The following is a 17,231-nucleotide window of genomic DNA, read 5'->3' as shown; positions in this document are numbered from 1 at the left end:
GGCAGCAACGTTCACACGTCAATACTTGTGCGAACTTCTGAAACAGCACACCAGCCCCAAGGCGCCTGAACGGCTTCACCTTCCGGCCTCAGCCGGGGGGTTTTATTTTCCAGGATCGCACAGGTTCCGGCGCCGGTAGACGCGCCCGTGTCTGACCTGTCATCCGAACGGATCAGGAACTGATGATGTCGGATTTCCCCAACCAGACCGCCACCGCCGAGGCACTGGACCAGGCAGTGGCTCAAGGCGGCGCTTATGAAGTCCTGGGCAAACGGCTCAAGGACCAAGGGCATCGGCTCACAGCGGCTGCTCAATGGTTGAATAAGCAGCGGTTGGCTGAATTTGGCGAGACCCAAATGACCGTGCTGGGCAGGGTCCGGATTCGCACAGAGCATAACTGCATCGCCCGGGATATCGTCCGTGTTGGTGACTGGCTGCTGTTCGGATACAACGTCTTCATCGGCCTGAAGAAAAAAACGGCCGTTGCGGACGTTTTTTCTCTGTACAAGCTGAATGACGCTGAGGGTGGGTACGAGGCCGAACCCGTTTCCCTGCGCGGCACATACCTCACCGCCCCGGAGTTTATCCGCGACTTCACCGAACTTCATACATTTTATAGCAACACCAAACTACTGCAGTTGGCTGTTCGTGATGAGAAGCTGCTCGCCAGTTTCCAGGTAGGTGACAAGCTTTCCGATATTCGCGTTTTTCGATGGTCGATCGCTAAGGGTGGAACTGAACTGAGCTACATCGATAGCCGCGGCGAGCGGGATATGGCATTACCGGCGCAGTTCGACTTTGAGTGGAGTAAATCTACACAGGATAGGGTGGTGACCGGTAAGCATGGCCACATCAACATCCTGGATACGGTTTTCGTCGAAACCATCGGGGGTGACCTCACGATCAAGATCGAAAACAATACCCAAACCGGGGAAGGTATTTATTCGGAGCCGGTCAAGGATCCCAATCAATCCCTCAGTGACGGCCATTTCGAGTTTGCCCGCCTGGGCAGCCTGCTGATTCTCAAGGTACTGCCCTATCGCGAGACTGAATGGCGCTACATTGTGTTCAATACCATAACCCGAACGGCGTTGCGCATCGATGCGATTGGCCAGGCCTGCCGCCAACTTCCAGAAGACCATGGGATCATATTCCCCGGCGGCTACTACCTGCAGAACGGCGACCACAAAACCTTTGACCAGGATATGTTGGGAATGCGCTTCAAGCGCGTTGTTCGCAGCCCGAACGGCGAAGACGTTCAGTACTCATTCTACGAGCCTGCCAGTGGCCGGTCAGCGCTGCTGACCTACAACATGATCACCCGGCAACTGCAGATCCCGCTGCTCGGCCATGGCTACGCAAGGCTTGAAGACGGCCGTACGGTCATCTTCTGCGCAGAGGGCAACGAGCCGACCCGAATTCACCCGATGGTCGTTTGGTCGACGCCGTTCTACACAGCGGAATTTGCGGCGCACCAGGCCCCGCGTGACGGTTTCATCGGCAAGATCGGCAACGCGGAATTAGTGCGTGGGATTTCCGATCTTCATGAGCTTGTCAGGGATATCGACACCCAATCCGTTAGCGTGCAGCGCTACAGCAAGTTGTGTGAAAGTACCCGTAAAGTGCTTAATGCCTACCATTGGCTAGACGCGGCCGAAGCCGGCGGGCTCGGCGCTTTGCTGCACGAGCTTGCATCGACCAGCGAGCAGATCCTCGACGAATTCGAGAAGGTTCAGAGCATCAGGGGCCACTCTGAAAAAGCCTTGGGTAACGCGCGGAACCAGCAAAGAAAACTGCTTGTACGTGTGCGCGCAGGCGGGTGGCAAACGGCGCAAGACTATGTCGACGCGCTGAACGATATCACTCGCCAGCGTGGGCAACTCCTGACCATTCGTGACCTGCGCTACATCGATACCGAACAGGTCGATGCGCTCCAGCAGCAGTTGTTGGCGGTGCACGAGCAGGTGGGTGCCAGCACGGTGGCCTTCCTCGGCAGCGAAGCGGCCCTGAGCCCCTTCAATGCCGAGCTCGATGAGTGGGATGCTCAGGCTCTGGCTGCAACGACGGTCGCTCAGTTGCGCCAGCCGCTGGACGGCCTAGCCAAAATGGCGGCGGCCCTGGACATGTTGTCGAAGCTGATGGCTAGCCTCCCGATTGATGACGCGACAAAGCGTACTGAGATCGTCGACGCTATCTGCGAAGTGTATGCCCGGCTCAACCAGGCTAAAGCGCGTGCCGAGCAGCGCCGTAAAGGGCTTGGTTCGGCAGAAGCTGTCGCGCAGTTCGGGGCACAGTTCAAGCTGTTCGGCCAGGCGATCACGAACGCCCTGCAACTGGCCGCTGACCCAGAACGATGCGATGAAGAACTGTCACGCCTGAGCGTCCAGTTGGAAGAGCTGGAAAGCCAGTTTGGTGAGCACGAGGCATTTTTGACCAGCATCCTGGAAAAACGCCAGGACATGGTTGATACGTTCGAGGCACACAGGCAGAGCTTGTTGGATGACCGCCAGCGCCGCGCACAGGCTGTGGTCGACGCGGCAGCACGTATCCTTGAAAGCCTGCCGCAACGCGTGTCGCGCCTTTCAAACATGGATGAGTTGAACGCCTTCTTCGCGGCTGACCCACTCATTCTAAAACTCAGGGATATGGCCGCCCGGCTGCGAGGCCTGAAGGATTCGGTCAGGGCTGATGATGTTGAAGCACAGCTGAAAGGCGCCCGCGACCAAGCGGTGCGATCGCTTCGAGACAAGACGGAACTGTTCGACGAGGGTGGCAACGTCATTAAGCTCGGCCCGCGCCACCGGTTCAGCGTGAACACCCAAGCGCTTGATCTCACACTGATGCCTCGTGGTGACGCGATGTACCTTCATCTCACGGGCACCGATTTTATGGAGCCTATCGACAATGACGAGCTCGCGGCACTACGCCCGTTCTGGAATGCGCGCTTGGCGTCGGAATCGCCAGCGCTGTACCGGGGTGAGTACCTTGCCGGCTTGGTTCTCGACGCTGCGGTGGCCGGGAGGGGCGGCACAACACTGGAACGGCTCACGGCGATGGCGCAGAGCCCAAGTGAGTTGGCCAAGCATATCCGAGACTTCTGCGCCCCTCGCTATAAAGAGGGGTACCAAAAGGGTATCCATGATCACGACGCCGCGCTGATTCTTGCCCAACTGCTACCGCTTCGAAGCGCAGCGGGCCTTTTGCGCTATAGCGCTGACGCCCGGGCCATCGCGCTGCTCTGCTGGGAGGCGGTGATCAAAAGCGCGCCGCAGGCTGCGAAGCAGTGGTGCGATCGTGCGCGGTCGGCCAGGCAGTTGCGCTCCGTTTTCGGCTCCTGCGAGAGTTTTGCCGGGGTTCAATCTTCCATTGGGGAATGGATTCTGGATTTCCTTACCGAAGCTGGGGCCCCGCAGGGCGCTTTCGAGCAAAAACAGGCTGCTGAGTACCTTGTGGAAACGCTGTCATCGACTGACCAGGCCTTGACCTTCAGCCGGTATGCAAAACACTTGATGGACGCGCTCCAGAGTCGGCTCGAAGCCGCTGGCGCCTATCAGGGCTACCTCGACACCTTAGGTGCGTTGGAGGGTGACATAGGCGCGGCATGGTCCATCGCTATCGACTGGTTTCACGGCCTTGTCGCGAACGACCCCACGCTCACGGCTTACCAGGCCTTCGTTCGGGAGGCCGCTGCGATCTCGTTGTTGCCCGTTGAGCGCCGGCTGTTCAGCGATGCGGCCTACAGCGCTGAGGTAAGCGGGTTACTGGGTGAGCATGAGCGCATTGTCGAGGGCCGGCTTCGCCTGGCTGCTGACGACTTTGGGACTCGCTTCGCACGCCATTCGACCGAGTATCTGCCACGGCTGCAACACTATCAGGCGTTGCGCCAGCGGCTACTGCGGCAGGAGAGGGCGTCTCTGCGCCTGTCCGAGTTCAGGGCTCGCCCTCTCAGTTCATTCGTCAGGAACAAACTGATCAACGATGTCTACCTTTCGGTCATCGGTGACAACCTGGCCAAACAAATGGGCACCGTCGGTGAGGGCAAACGTACGGACCTCATGGGCATGTTGATGCTCATTTCCCCGCCAGGCTATGGCAAGACCACGTTGATGGAGTACGTTGCCAACCGGCTGGGGCTGGTTTTCATGAAGGTCAACGGGCCTGCCCTGGGCCATCAGGTGCGGTCCCTGGACCCCGCCAAGGCGCCTGATGCCACGTCCCGTCAGGAACTGGAGAAACTGAACCTGGCCCTGGTGATGGGCAACAATGTCATGCTCTATATGGATGACATCCAGCACACCCACCCGGAGTTCTTGCAGAAGTTTATTTCTTTGTGTGATGGCACGCGTCGTATCGAGGGGGTTTGGAAGGCCGAGACGAAGACCTACGATATGCGCGGTAAAAAATTCTGCGTGGTAATGGCCGGGAACCCGTACACAGAAACCGGCGAGGTATTCAAAATACCGGACATGCTGGCGAACCGCGCCGACATCTACAACCTGGGCGACACACTGGGAGGCATGGAGGAAGCGTTTGCCCTGAGCTATATCGAGAACGCGTTGACTTCGAACCCGGTGCTGGCGCCGCTGGCAACTCGGGACATGAATGACCTCTATCGATTCATCGATAAAGTGCAGGGCAAGCCATTCACGGCAAACGACCTGAGCCACACTTACAGCGCTGCGCAACTCAATGAAATAAGCGATGTGCTCGAGCGGCTTGTGAAGGTCAGGGATGTGGTGACGGTGGTCAACCGCCAGTACATCGACAGTGCTGCCCAGGCTGACACGTACCGATCAGAGCCGGCCTTCAGGCTTCAAGGCAGCTATCGCAATATGAACAAGATGGCCGAAAAGGTTTCGGCCGTGATGAACAACGCCGAGCTTATGCAACTGGTGGCTGACCATTACCAGGGTGAGGCGCAGTTGCTATCTACCGGCGCGGAGGAGAACCTGCTCAAGCTGGCGGAACTGCGAGGGCTGCTCTGCGCGGATCAAACCGCCCGCTGGGAGCAGATCAAGCGCGACTTCCAACGCAACAAGGCGATGGGCGGGGATCAAGAGGTGGGCGCAAGAGTGGTCGCCCAACTCAATGACATTGCAGAATCCATGAAGTGCTTGGCGCTGAGATAGGCATCGCTTAGAGGCCAAGGGTAATCACCGAGCAGCGTGCCCTGGGGAATAACTGTCGATACAAGCCAGCTGATTAGCTGGCTTTTATTCTGTTAACCGCTGCTGCGCAGCGCTGGCCCTTACTCGTGCACCTTCACTTCCTTCAAATAGGCCGCAGGCTCTGCCCCCAAATTGGCGAGCACCCGTTCGCTGTACCAGTCGATGAAGTTCACCACGCCGAACTCGTAGGTTTTCGAGTATGGGCCGGGTTGATACGCGGTGGAGTTGATGCCCACCTGATTCTCTTCGGCCAGGCGGCGGTCTTGGTCGTTGGTGGCGTCCCACACCTCGCGCAGGCGGGCGATGTCGTAGTCCACGCCTTCCACGGCATCCTTGTGCACCAGCCACTTGGTGGTAACGATGGTTTCCTGGGCGCTGACCGGCCACACGGTGAACACGATGATGTGGTCGCCCATGCAGTGGTTCCAAGAGTGGGGCAGGTGCAGGATGCGCATTGAACCGAGGTCGGGGTTCTGGATGCGGCCCATGAGCTTTTTGCAGCCCTGTTTGCCGTCCAGGGTCATCGAAACGGTGCCCTTGAGCAGCGGCATGCGCACGATACGGTTGCGCAGGCCGAAGCCCGCGTGCAGGTAGGGAATGTTCTCCGCTTCCCAGGCGGCGGCCGATTGCGCTACGTGGTCCTTGAACGCTTGGTCGGCACGGGGGTCGTCGGTGTCGTCCCACTCCAGCAGGGTGTTAAGCAGCTCCGGGTGTGAACCGCTGCAGTGGTAGCACTCGCGGTTGTTCTCGATCACCAGCTTCCAGTTGGCTTTTTCGACCAACGTAGTTTGCACCGCGACCTTGGTGTTATCCATGTCGTAGGGCTCCATGTAATGGGCCAAGGTGCTGAGAAAATTATCGATGGCCGGCGGGGTTTCGGCCAGGCAAATGAAGATGTAACCGCCTGCAACCTTCACGTTCACCGGCTTGAGGTTGAAGTGCTTCATGTCGAAATCGGCACCCATTTCGCTGCCGGCATACAGCAAGCGGCCGTCGAGCTCATACGTCCATTGGTGGTAGGGGCATACCAGCTTGGCGACCTTGCCCTTTTCCTTGGTGCATAGGCGCGAGCCACGGTGGCGGCACACGTTATGGAAGGCGTTGATCGAGCCATCGGCGGCGCGCACCACCACGATCGGGTTCTTGCCAATCTGCAGGGTTAGGTAGTTGCCCTTGGTGGGGATTTCGCACGTCATGCCGGCAACGAGCCATTCCTTGTGGAAAACCTCCTGCATGTCGATATCGAACACGCGCTCGTCGCAGTAGAACGGCTGCGGCAGCGAGTAGGTGCGCTCGCGGGTTTGCAGCATGTCGGCGGTCGCCTTGCGGGCCGGTTCCAGTGGATCGCCCAGGCTCAAGTGTTGGGTGACGTCCATCGATATTCCTCATGGCCACGGCGTGGCCGGCGAATGGCTTGGTTGGCACCTATCGGCGCTTCACGGGTGCGACGCAAGGCGTGTGAAATCACGGTCTGATTTGCGGTGGAGTGTGGGCCCGCCCACGGCCGGAACCTTGCCCAAACGCGACATGGCCCAATCCGTTTCCGACGCGCGAGGCCATGCCCTGCAAGGCTGGTTGCCATAAGCATGCCGATGTCGTGAATAGGAAAGACCGCGCCGTTTACGCCGAGCAGAATCGCACCCATAAAGGCCGGTGGTCGGCCGTGGAGAGCGTGATGTCCAATAATTTCCTGAACCCGGTCACCACCCAGACGTGGGCCAATGGGCGCCACCTGGTGCGGTGCGTGAAAGTTATCCAGGAAACCTGGGACGTGCGCACCTTCTGCTTCATGGCCGACCAGCCGATCATGTTCTTTTTCAAGCCCGGCCAGTTCGTGACACTGGAGCTGGAAATCGACGGCCAGCCGGTGATGCGTTCCTATACCATTTCCAGCTCGCCGTCCGTGCCGTACAGCTTCTCGATCACCATCAAGCGGGTGCCCGGCGGGCGCGTGTCGAACTGGCTGCACGAGACGATGCACGAGGGCCAGGAACTGGCGGTACACGGCCCAGTGGGGCTGTTCAATGCCATGGATTTCCCGGCGGCAAAGGTGCTGTACCTGTCCGGTGGCGTCGGTATCACCCCGGTGATGTCCATGGCGCGCTGGTTCTACGACACCAACGCCAACGTCGACATGGTGTTCGTGCACAGCGCCCGCTCGCCCAAAGACATCATCTACCAGCGCGAGTTGGAGCAGATGGCCTCGCGTATCCCGAATTTCGGCCTGCACGTAATCTGTGAAAAACACGGTTTGGGCGAGCCCTGGGCGGGCTACCGTGGTTACCTTAGCCGGCAGATGCTCGAACTGATGGCCCCGGACTTCCTGGAGCGCGAGGTGTTCTGCTGCGGCCCGACCCCGTACATGCACGCGGTCAAGCGCATGCTGGAAAACGCAGGCTTCGATATGGGCCGCTACCATGAGGAGTCGTTCGGCGCCACCCCGGCCGAGGCGAAGGCCGACGCGGTGGAGCAAGCCGAGCAGGCCGCGGATGCCCCAGACGTACCCGCCGCCGACCTGCACCAGGTGGAATTCACCGAAACCGGCAAGAGCATCCGCGTGGGGCCGGGCGAGACCGTACATGGCGCGGCCGCCAAGCTGGGGCTGATGATCCCCAAAGCCTGCGGCATGGGGATCTGCGGTACCTGCAAGGTGCTCAAGCTCAGCGGCGAGGTGGAGATGGACCACAACGGTGGCATCACCGAGGAGGACGAAGCCGAAGGGTATATCTTGTCGTGCTGCAGCATTCCGAAGGGGGATGTGCGCGTCGAATACTAGCGTTATGTTGCAGACGTTGGCTGCACCCTTCTGACGGTGCCTTTGGCTGCCGGGCGGCGTTGCCCTCCTCGCCATAGCCCGGCTATGACGCATCACGGCGCCTTGCCCGACGGCAACATTCACGCGTTAATGGGTGTGCGAACGTCTGAAGCACCCCATGAGCGCGCCGGGGCCACCGAGGGGGCCGGCCCAAGCCGCAGGCCAGTGCTTGCGGCTCGTGGCGGTTCGTTTCATACCCTGAAACGCCCCACCATCCCGTTCAAGTCCACCGCCAGCTTCGACAATTCAGCACTGGCGGCGGTGGTTTGGTTAGCGCCCGCGGCGCTTTGCACCGACAGGTCGCGGATGTTCACCAAGTTCTTGTCCACCTCCCGTGCCACTTGCGCTTGCTCCTCGGCAGCGCTGGCGATCACCAGGTTACGTTCGTTGATCTGCGCCACGGCACCGTGGATGGTGTCCAGGGCCAGGCCCGCGCCTTTGGCGATGTTCAGGGTGGTTGCAGCCTGTTCGGTACTGCCGCGCATCGACGCCACCGCCTTGTCGGTGCCGCTCTGGATGCTGGCGATCATCCGCTCGATTTCGCTGGTCGATTGCTGGGTGCGATGGGCGAGGGCGCGCACTTCATCGGCCACCACCGCGAAACCGCGGCCGGCTTCGCCGGCACGGGCGGCCTCAATCGCGGCGTTGAGCGCTAGCAGGTTAGTTTGGTCGGCGAGGCCGCGAATCACGTCCAGCACCTGCCCGATGTTGCGCGATTCCCCCGCCAGTTGTGCCACCAGCTCGGCGGTCGCCTGCACCTCTACGCCCATCCGTTCGATGGCCTGGACGGTCTCCACCACCAGGTCGCGGCCGTCGCTGGCCGACCGGGTCGCCTCGCCTGAGGCCTCGGAGGTGCTCACCGCATTGCGGGCTACCTCTTCCACGGCGCTGGTCATTTCATTCACCGCGGTGGCGGCCTGTTCGATTTCGTCGTTCTGCTGAGTCAGGCCGCGCGCGCTTTCATCGGTAACGCTGTTGAGCTCTTCGGCTGCGGATGCCAGTTGGCTGGCAGAGCCCGCGATGTGTTGCAAGGTGTCGCGCAGGTGCTCTTGCATGCTTTGCATGGCCGCCAGCAGGCGGGCGGCTTCGTCTTTGCCATGGACGACGATGGCCTGGGTCAGGTCGCCATTGGCGATCTGCTCGGCGGCGCTGACCGCGACCTTGATTGGTTGCGTGATGCTACGGGTCAGCAGCCAGGCGAACAGCACCGTTAACACCGTTGCAAGCACCAACAGCGCCACCACCAGGCTGAACGCGCGGGCATATTGTGCGGCAGCCTGTGCGTTGGTATTGGCGGTTTGTTGGGTGTTGACCTTCACCAAGCGGTCGAGCACGGTGTTGACCGCGTCGGAGTTGCTCAGCAGCTCGCTGTTGAGCAGGGCGCGCAACTCATCCAACTTGCCGGCGCCCGACAGGCTTTTCATTTGGCTTTCCAGTTGCCGGTACTGCGCTAGCAGGCCCTTGTACTCTTCATAGGCAGTGGCCTCCTCGGTGCCGGAAATAAGCTTTTCATAACGCGCTTGGGCATTTTGGATCTGGGTATTGCGCTGCTCGAAAGTCTGCAGGGTTTTGCTCAGCACCTCAGGCTCACGGTTAAGTAGCAGGCGATACGACAGCACCCGCAAGCGCAAGGTCAGTTGGGTGAACTCATCCAGGCTGGTGATGCTCGGCAGGCTGTCGGACTCGATAGTTTCGCCGGCCGAGCGTATCTGGGCCATCTGCCGCAGAGCAAAAGCGCCGAGGATGATCATCAGCAGGCCGATCACGGCGAAACCCAGCATGCAGCGCTGAGCGATGGAAAGGTGACGCAGTGACATCAGTAGCCCCTATAGGTCAGGATCGCGTCCATGCGAGGTCGAATGGTGAACCGCTATCGGGTGGCTGCCGGCGTACTTGAGGGCCTGCGGCGATTTGCCACTACTTTGCAAGGCGCCGCTTGTCCATTAACGGGCGGCGGAGGGAACATCGTGGGGTATGGGCAGTCCATGGGCGAGCGTCTAACGGGCGGCCAACTTGAGAGATTTCCTACATAAGCTTCAGGCGTGTCTGTCAGAACTTTACTGGCCCCAGGCGCGCTTTTTCTCTATCTTACGTGCCCGCCTGAAACTCCCTGAAAAGCTCGGTAAATCAAAATGTTGGAAGCGTCTCTGAATCAACTTGAAACACTAGTCCACGAACTGGTCGAGCAGAATGGCCGCCTGAGCGAGGCCAATCGCACCCTGAGCACCGAGCTGGCCACAGCCCGGGAAGAGAACGATACGCTGCAGTTGTCGTTGCTTGAGCAGGAAGAAAAACAGGGCGCCATGGCTGCACGCATCCAGGCCTTGATCGAACGCGCTTCACCTGGGGTGGTGCCGGCATGACCGACCGATACGAGCGTACCGAAGTCATCACCATCCTCGACCACGAGTACACGCTCAAGGCGCCACCGGGTGGCGAGCAAACGCTGCTGCAAGCCGCCGAGATGCTGCAGCAGGCCCTGGCGACCACCAAAAAGCAGTTCCCGGCCTTGGTTGGCGACCGCCTGCTGGTGCTTACCGCCATGAACGTGTGCTCCCAATTGATCGAAGCGCGCCAGTTACACCAGCAGCAGTTGGCGCAAGCGCAGGGGCAGGTCGAGGCCACGGTCGAGAGCCTGGCCCGTACGCTGGCCAAGGAATAACCGCCGCCGGCATTGTTCTGGTTTTTTACTCAAGACGTATACAATCGGCATGCCTGTTGCAGTGCAGCGGTTATTACATCTTGAGGGTTCACCATGCAGTTTTGGCGACGCAGTATTCAATGGCAGCTGATTCTGGGCATGGGGGGCGCCTTGCTGCTTAGCCTGGTGCTGGTGGTCGGCATCTATACGGTTGTGGTTGACCGGCTGGCCCAGCGCTACCTGGTTGACACGGCATTACCGGCCAGCGTGGAGGCGACCCGCAACGATATCGAGCGCCTGTTAGGCGTGCCGTTGACAGCCGCAGCCGATATCGCCGGTAACAGTTTGGTGCGCGATTGGCTCGCTGAAGGCGAAAACAGTGCGCAGGCACCGGCGTTTTACCGCTACCTCGAAGGCCTGCGCAAAGACCACCAAGCATTCACGGCAATTATCGCCAGCGCGGGTACCAACCACTATTACAGCGAAAAGGGCCTGGAACGCACCTTGAGCCGCAGCGAGCCCAAGGATGCCTGGTTTTACACCTTCATGGACAGCGGCCAGCCGCGCACCCTGAACATCGACAACGATACCGGCACCGGTGCGTTGACGCTGTTCATCGACCTGCGCGTGGAGCAGGCCGGCAAGGCATTGGGCGTGGCTGGCCTGGGGCTGAGCATGAATGCGCTGAGCGAGTTGATTCAGCATTACCGCTTCGGCGAACGTGGCCGCGTGTACCTGGTGCGTAATGACGGCTTGGTGCAGGTTCACCCCGACGCCGCCTTGAGCGGCAAGCGCCAACTGGCAGATTTGCTCGGCGCTGAGCCGGCTGCGGCCTTGCTGGGCAAGGGGGCGTTGGCGCAAGCAAGCTTCGAGCGGGGCGGCGAGCGCTTTTTGGCCTTGGCCCAGCCGCTGCGTGAGATGAACTGGACACTGGTCGCCGAAGTGCCTGAAACCCAAGTGTACGCCCAGGCCCGCCAGGCGATGTGGCTGACCGGGGCGATCGGGCTGGGCGTGGCGGTGCTATGCCTGGTGCTGGTGGTGTGGCTGTCACGTTCGTTGGTGCGGCCGATTCGCCAGGTCACCGCCGCTTTGGTCGAAATCGGCAGCGGGGCGGGCGACCTGACCCGCCGCCTGGTGGTGGGCCGGGCCGACGAACTGGGCGCCCTGGCGGACGGCTTCAACCGCTTCGTCGAAGGCCAGCGCAGCCTGATCGGCGACGTGCTGGGCACCAGCGAACGGTTGCGCCAGGCCGCCGAGCAGGTGGCGCAAGTGGTGGAAAACACCAGCGCCCGCTCGATGCAGCAGCAAGACATGACCGACCGGGTTGCCACCGCGGTGCACGAAATGGGCCTCACGGTGCAAGAAATCGCACGCAATGCTGCCCATGCCGCCGACGCCTCGCAGGCCGCGCGCGGGGAAGCGCAACAGGCTGGGCAGGAAGTTGCGCAGTCCATTGTCCATGTCGAAGAGATGTCGCGAGACATCGGCACGGCGGCCGAAGCGGTTGCCGAGCTGGCCGAACAGGTTGCCTCCATCGACAAGGTGTTGGCGGTGATCCGCGGGGTGTCCGAACAAACCAACCTGTTGGCGCTGAACGCCGCGATCGAAGCAGCGCGCGCCGGCGAGATGGGCCGTGGTTTTGCGGTGGTGGCCGACGAGGTGCGCACGCTGGCACAACGCACCCAGGGCTCTACCGACGAAATCCAGAAGATCATCGCCCAGCTCAAGCAAGGTGCGCAGAACGCCGTGGGGCGCATGCAAACCGGCCAGGCCGCCACTGGCACCGGCGCGGCAGCAAGCCAGCGCACGGGTGCGTCACTGGGGCGGATCAGCGGCCAGGTCGAGCAGATCAGCGAAATGAACCAACAGGTGGCCACCGCGACTGAAGAGCAGTCTGCGGTGACCGAAGACATCAACCGTAACGTGCAAGGGATTTCCGACCTTGCCCGGGACACCGCCACCGAGGTTGAACTGTGCCGCGCGCAATGCCAGGCATTGGCCGCCTTGGCGCAGGACTTGGCCCGGCAGATGGGCGGCTTCAGGCTGTGATCAGCCGGCCATTACCTCGCGGATGTCGGCCGCCAGTTCGGCGACGCGCGCGGGCTGGGTGTCCCATGAGCACATGAAGCGCGCGCCGCCGCCGATAAACGTATAAAAGCGCCAGCCGCGCAGGCGCAGCGCCTCGATGGCCCGCGCGGGCATGTGCAGAAACACGCCATTGGCCTGCACTGGGAACATCAGTTCCACACCCGGCACGTCGTCGATCAACTGCGCCAGCAGGCGCGCGCACTGGTTGGCATGGGCGCCGTAGCGCAGCCAGGCGTCCCCTTCGAGCAGGCCCACCCAGGGGGCCGATAAAAAGCGCATCTTCGAGGCCAATTGCCCGGCCTGTTTGCAGCGGTAGTCGAAATCTTCGGCCAGGTCGCGGCGAAAGAACAGTATCGCCTCGCCCACCGCCATGCCGTTTTTGGTGCCGCCAAAGCACAACACGTCGACACCCGCCTTCCAGGTGAGCTCGGCCGGCCTGCAACCCAGAGACGCACAGGCGTTGGAAAAGCGCGCGCCGTCCATATGCAGATGCAAGCCCAGGTCTTTGCAAGTGGCGCTGATCGCCTGCAACTCGTCGGGCTGGTAGACCGTGCCCACTTCAGTGGATTGGGTCAGGGTGACCACCCGCGGCTTGGGGTAGTGGATGTCTTGGCGCTTCAGTGCCACTTCGCGGATCGCCGCAGGGGTTAGCTTGCCGGCCACCGACGGGGCTACCAACAATTTGGAGCCATTGGAAAAGAACTCCGGGGCCCCGCATTCGTCAGTTTCAACGTGGGCGCTTTCTGAGCAGATGACGCTGTGGTAGCTCTGGCACAGCGCCGCCAGCGCCAGTGAGTTGGCGGCGGTGCCGTTGAAGGCGAAGAACACCTCGCAGTCGGTTTCGAATAACTGGCGAAAGCGGTCGGCGGCGCGGGCCGTCCAGTCGTCGTCGCCATAGGCGCGCTGGTGCCCGTGGTTGGCGTGTTCCATCGCCGCCCAGGCTTCTGGGCAAATGCCTGAATAGTTGTCGCTGGCGAACTGTTGGCTGTTGTCATTCATACGGATACCTTTGATGTCTTCAACCATCGACTTAACCCGAGTGATAAGCCTATGCAGTAACACTGTATGCCCCGCACAGCGTTGTCAGTCGACTATCACCACGCTCGCTTGAATATCCAGCCTGAACCCATAACGCCTCATCACCCGAAGCTTACGTTCCTGTTCGATTTCGACGAAGTGGGGATGCCGCTTGTTGCACGCATAAGCTTTGCGGCGCGAATAAACGCTCACATCATGGGCCGCCACCAGAAACGCCAGGGTGGATTCGAGCTGCGCCAAGGCATGGTCTATCCACCCGGCACGCTGATTTTTTAGTTCCACCAGATACAGGTGGGTGGGTGTGGTAAGCATGGCATCGCATCGACCCCGGCCGGGATGTTCGGCGTCCTGGATCACGCACTTATCGATCGCCGTAAAGGTGACGCTGTGCCCGGATCTGTTGTTGACCGTTGCGATCCAGCGTTGTGGCCGGCCAGTGTCCACGTAGGCCACGCTGCCGTTTTCATCGTCACAAAGCCCGAACGTTGCGGCCGTGTGTGGGCCGGTTTGGCAGGCGGGGTCGAAGAAATTCATTGAGGCAACCTTTCTTCGATGTCCAACAGCCGATCGAACAGTCGATTGCCCTCACGAAGGAATTCGTTCAGGTCGTGCGCATCGGCCAAAACACCGTCAGTCATTTTTATTCGACGCACCGTGCCATCTGCTTCACTGGCCTGGTAAGCCACCAAATGACCAGGGTCGACCAGCGCATCTAGGGCGATGACCTCACCGAGCTGCTCGAGCAAGCCAGGCGTTTGCCGGGTTTCAATTTTGCGCTTGAGCGAGTGGCCGAAGGCAGCGATGTTGAGGTAATTGAGGATGTACGGGCTGTGGGATGTCATGACGAGGCGGTTGTTGTTATTTGCGTTATTCAATTGCAGCAAGCGCTGGAGCACTTGCCACTGAGACAAGGGGTAGAGGTTTTGCTCGGGCTCCTCGACGATGTTGATGAACGCACTCTTGGCGAACCGGGCAGAGGCTGCGGACAACGCGGCGCGCCTGAGCTCCTCGGTCATGTTTACACCTTTGAAGATCTGTTCGATCTCTTTTCTAAAGCGAGCAAGCTGTTCAGTGCTGATAGGCTGGCCGTCTGGGGCATCCCGGCGGGCGTCGTTGACGATCGTCGATGCAAGGTGCTGGCTCACCAGGAGTAGCGGCACCGCCGATTGGAAACCGCTGGAGGCATCGGTCAAGCGAAGCTTGTAGTGCTCATCGCGGATGCTCAGTGCATCATTGAGCCGATCGTAATCCAAATAGGTATCGTTGATGGGTAATCGGACGGGCGTTCGTAATTCCTGCTTGGCGATGTCGAACTCAACGAGAAACTCTATCAAAGCATCGGAAGAGAGCTTGAGCTCCTTAGGGCTTTTAACGTAGGCAATGAAGTTTCGCTCTGCCGGTACGTACATGATTTGCGGCAATGAATAGCGCTGTGTGTGTACGCCCTCGATGTGCAGGCAATCTTGGCGGTAAACGATGCGGCATGCCTCGCCTTCGTACTCTATGACAGGTGCAGGGCCCGCCCCTGAAAAATAATGTTCCAGCCGGTGATAGCGCAAAAACTGGGTTCTGAAGCGGTTCTTACGTTCGAACCATTTGCGTTCGTGGTCACCCCTGACGATGGCTTTCTCCAGCCAACTGAAAGTCGCATAAAGCTTTGCCAATGTGCTTTTGCCAGCACCTTGGTTGCCGATGAAAACGGTGACTTGAGCGAAGTCCATCCAGCCGTCATTTTCAGTAAAGCCTTCGCGTATCGGGCCGAAATGCTGGACTTTCATTCTTGCCATGTTTTCTCTCCGGTACGGCTGCGTCTTCACCAGGCTGCCATGGGGGCCGGTATCGGCATCCGAATGCGCCGGTCATCGGCGGATACTACCTTAATTCCCCGGGGGCGCGCAGGCGAAGCGCCGGGGCTTGCTGGCCCTTGGATCAGTGTCGTTTTCGGGCCTTCTAGCGCTAAACCGGCCGTGGAGGTGTATGCCCGGTGGCGATGGGCGTTGCGGCGCAAAGGCCCTGCGCTGTGGGCTGTAGGGCGGTTATATAGCGCTGATAGGGCACCCGTTTGAGCCCCTGCAGGCTAATGTCGTAAATGCACCGCCCGGCGGCGTGGGCAGGCATCTGGCAAGCGAAGTAGCGCCCTAACATCGCGGCTAAAGGCTCGGGCCCTGCCCGCTGCCCTTAATACAACAGGGTGCGAAGGCGCCGCCGGGGAGATTCGCGATGTTCAGCAAGCACGACCAGATCCAGGGCTACGATGACGAACTGATGGCGGCCATCGAGGCCGAAGAGCAGCGCCAGGAAGACCACATCGAGTTGATCGCCTCGGAAAACTACACCAGCCGGCGCGTGATGCAGGCCCAGGGCACCGGCTTGACCAACAAGTACGCCGAAGGCTACCCGGGCAAGCGTTACTACGGCGGCTGCGAGTATGTCGACGTGGTCGAGCAATTGGCCATCGACCGCGCCAAGCAATTGTTCGGTGCCGACTACGCCAACGTGCAGCCCCATGCGGGCTCGCAAGCGAACGCCGCCGTTTACCTGGCGCTGTTGCAAGCGGGCGACACGATCCTGGGCATGAGCCTGGCCCACGGCGGCCACCTGACCCACGGTGCCAAGGTCAGTTCCTCGGGCAAGCTGTACAACGCGGTGCAGTACGGCATCGACGCCAACGGCTTGATCGACTACGACGAAGTCGAGCGCCTGGCGCTGGAGCACAAGCCGAAAATGATCGTGGCCGGTTTCTCGGCCTACTCGCAAGTGCTGGACTTCCCCCGTTTCCGCGCCATCGCCGACAAAGTGGGTGCCTACCTGTTCGTCGACATGGCCCACGTGGCTGGCCTGGTCGCCGCTGGCGTGTACCCCAACCCGGTGCCGTTCGCCGACGTGGTGACCACCACCACCCACAAAACCCTGCGCGGCCCGCGCGGCGGCCTGATCTTGGCGAAAAAGAACGAAGAGATCGAGAAAAAGCTCAATTCCGCGGTATTCCCCGGCGCCCAGGGCGGCCCGTTGATGCATGTGATCGCCGCCAAGGCGGTGTGCTTCAAGGAAGCGCTGGAGCCTGAGTTCAAGACCTACCAGCAGCAAGTGATCGACAACGCCCAGGCGATGGCCGCGGTGTTCATCGAACGCGGCTACGACGTGGTGTCGGGCGGTACCCGCAACCACCTGTTCCTGGTCAGCCTGATCCGCCAGGGCATCACCGGCAAAGACGCCGATGCCGCCTTGGGGCGCGCGCACATTACGGTGAACAAGAACGCGGTGCCCAACGACCCGCAGTCGCCGTTCGTGACCTCCGGCCTGCGCATTGGCACCCCGGCAGTGACCAGCCGTGGGTTCAAGGTGGCGCAGTGCGTGACCCTGGCCGGTTGGATTTGCGACATCCTCGACAACCTGGGCGACGCCGACGTGGAAGCCGATGTGGCCAAGAACGTGGCTGCCTTGTGCGCCGATTTCCCGGTTTACCGCTGAGCGTGTTGGA

General features: G+C 60.7%; 11 protein-coding genes and 1 pseudogene. 7 read left to right on the top strand and 5 right to left on the bottom strand.

What is annotated here, in order from left to right:
* Positions 1–185 precede the first annotated feature (185 nt).
* On the top strand, positions 186–5,129 hold the full coding sequence (locus HAQ05_RS00700) for a DNA repair ATPase (protein ID WP_190416658.1): 4,944 nt from the start codon (positions 186–188) through the stop codon (positions 5,127–5,129).
* Between the two features lie 119 nt (positions 5,130–5,248).
* Here the strand turns inward: HAQ05_RS00700 and gbcA are convergent, their stop codons facing one another.
* The gene (gene gbcA, locus HAQ05_RS00695; RefSeq protein WP_190416657.1) at positions 5,249–6,544 is read right to left on the bottom strand and encodes a glycine-betaine demethylase subunit GbcA; all 1,296 of its coding nucleotides are present in this window, start codon (positions 6,542–6,544) and stop codon (positions 5,249–5,251) included.
* Between the two features lie 299 nt (positions 6,545–6,843).
* Between gbcA and gbcB the strand changes: the two genes are divergently transcribed.
* Positions 6,844–7,944, top strand: coding sequence for a glycine-betaine demethylase subunit GbcB (gene gbcB / locus HAQ05_RS00690; RefSeq protein WP_190416656.1), 1,101 nt, complete (start codon positions 6,844–6,846; stop codon positions 7,942–7,944).
* A 230-nt stretch (positions 7,945–8,174) separates the two neighbouring features.
* Here gbcB and HAQ05_RS00685 read toward each other — a convergent pair whose 3' ends face one another.
* A complete protein-coding gene (locus HAQ05_RS00685) occupies positions 8,175–9,800 on the bottom strand; it encodes a methyl-accepting chemotaxis protein (RefSeq protein WP_190416655.1) in 1,626 nt (541 codons plus the stop codon).
* 315 nt (positions 9,801–10,115) lie between these two features.
* On the opposite strand from HAQ05_RS00685, the gene HAQ05_RS00680 reads away from it, so the two are divergent.
* From HAQ05_RS00680 to HAQ05_RS29345, 4 genes and pseudogenes are all read left to right on the top strand, one after another.
* Positions 10,116–10,346 carry a hypothetical protein gene (locus HAQ05_RS00680; RefSeq protein WP_190416654.1) on the top strand — a complete coding sequence of 77 codons (231 nt, stop codon included), beginning with the start codon at positions 10,116–10,118 and terminating at the stop codon, positions 10,344–10,346.
* Complete coding sequence (locus HAQ05_RS00675) at positions 10,343–10,645, top strand: cell division protein ZapA (protein WP_190416653.1); 303 nt, start codon at positions 10,343–10,345, stop codon at positions 10,643–10,645. The genes HAQ05_RS00680 and HAQ05_RS00675 overlap by 4 nt, the downstream gene beginning before the upstream one ends.
* Positions 10,646–10,738: 93 nt before the next feature.
* Positions 10,739–11,806: pseudogene (locus HAQ05_RS29350) on the top strand (HAMP domain-containing protein); the annotation flags it as partial.
* Positions 11,807–11,920: 114 nt separating this feature from the next.
* Positions 11,921–12,673 carry a methyl-accepting chemotaxis protein gene (locus tag HAQ05_RS29345; RefSeq protein WP_420825732.1) on the top strand — a complete coding sequence of 251 codons (753 nt, stop codon included), beginning with the start codon at positions 11,921–11,923 and terminating at the stop codon, positions 12,671–12,673.
* Here the strand turns inward: HAQ05_RS29345 and HAQ05_RS00665 are convergent, their stop codons facing one another.
* The 3 genes from HAQ05_RS00665 to HAQ05_RS00655 form a co-directional block, all read right to left on the bottom strand.
* Positions 12,674–13,711, bottom strand: a complete 1,038-nt coding sequence (locus HAQ05_RS00665; RefSeq protein ID WP_190416651.1) for a threonine aldolase family protein — start codon at positions 13,709–13,711, stop codon at positions 12,674–12,676. It lies immediately after the preceding gene.
* A gap of 84 nt (positions 13,712–13,795) precedes the next feature.
* Positions 13,796–14,284 (bottom strand): hypothetical protein, encoded by a 489-nt coding sequence (locus tag HAQ05_RS00660; protein WP_190416650.1) that lies wholly within the window; start codon positions 14,282–14,284, stop codon positions 13,796–13,798.
* Positions 14,281–15,537, bottom strand: coding sequence for an ATP-binding protein (locus HAQ05_RS00655; RefSeq protein ID WP_190416649.1), 1,257 nt, complete (start codon positions 15,535–15,537; stop codon positions 14,281–14,283). The genes HAQ05_RS00660 and HAQ05_RS00655 overlap by 4 nt, the downstream gene beginning before the upstream one ends.
* Before the next feature lie 433 nt (positions 15,538–15,970).
* Between HAQ05_RS00655 and glyA the strand changes: the two genes are divergently transcribed.
* Positions 15,971–17,221, top strand: a complete 1,251-nt coding sequence (gene glyA, locus HAQ05_RS00650) for a serine hydroxymethyltransferase (RefSeq protein ID WP_190416648.1) — start codon at positions 15,971–15,973, stop codon at positions 17,219–17,221.
* Positions 17,222–17,231: the final 10 nt, after the last annotated feature.

This window comes from Pseudomonas typographi, assembly GCF_014694385.1.
In the GTDB taxonomy this organism is placed as follows: Bacteria; Pseudomonadota; Gammaproteobacteria; order Pseudomonadales; family Pseudomonadaceae; genus Aquipseudomonas; species Aquipseudomonas typographi.
The sequence above is the reverse complement of the archived record's forward strand: the minus strand, read 5'-3'. Positions and strand labels throughout refer to the sequence as shown.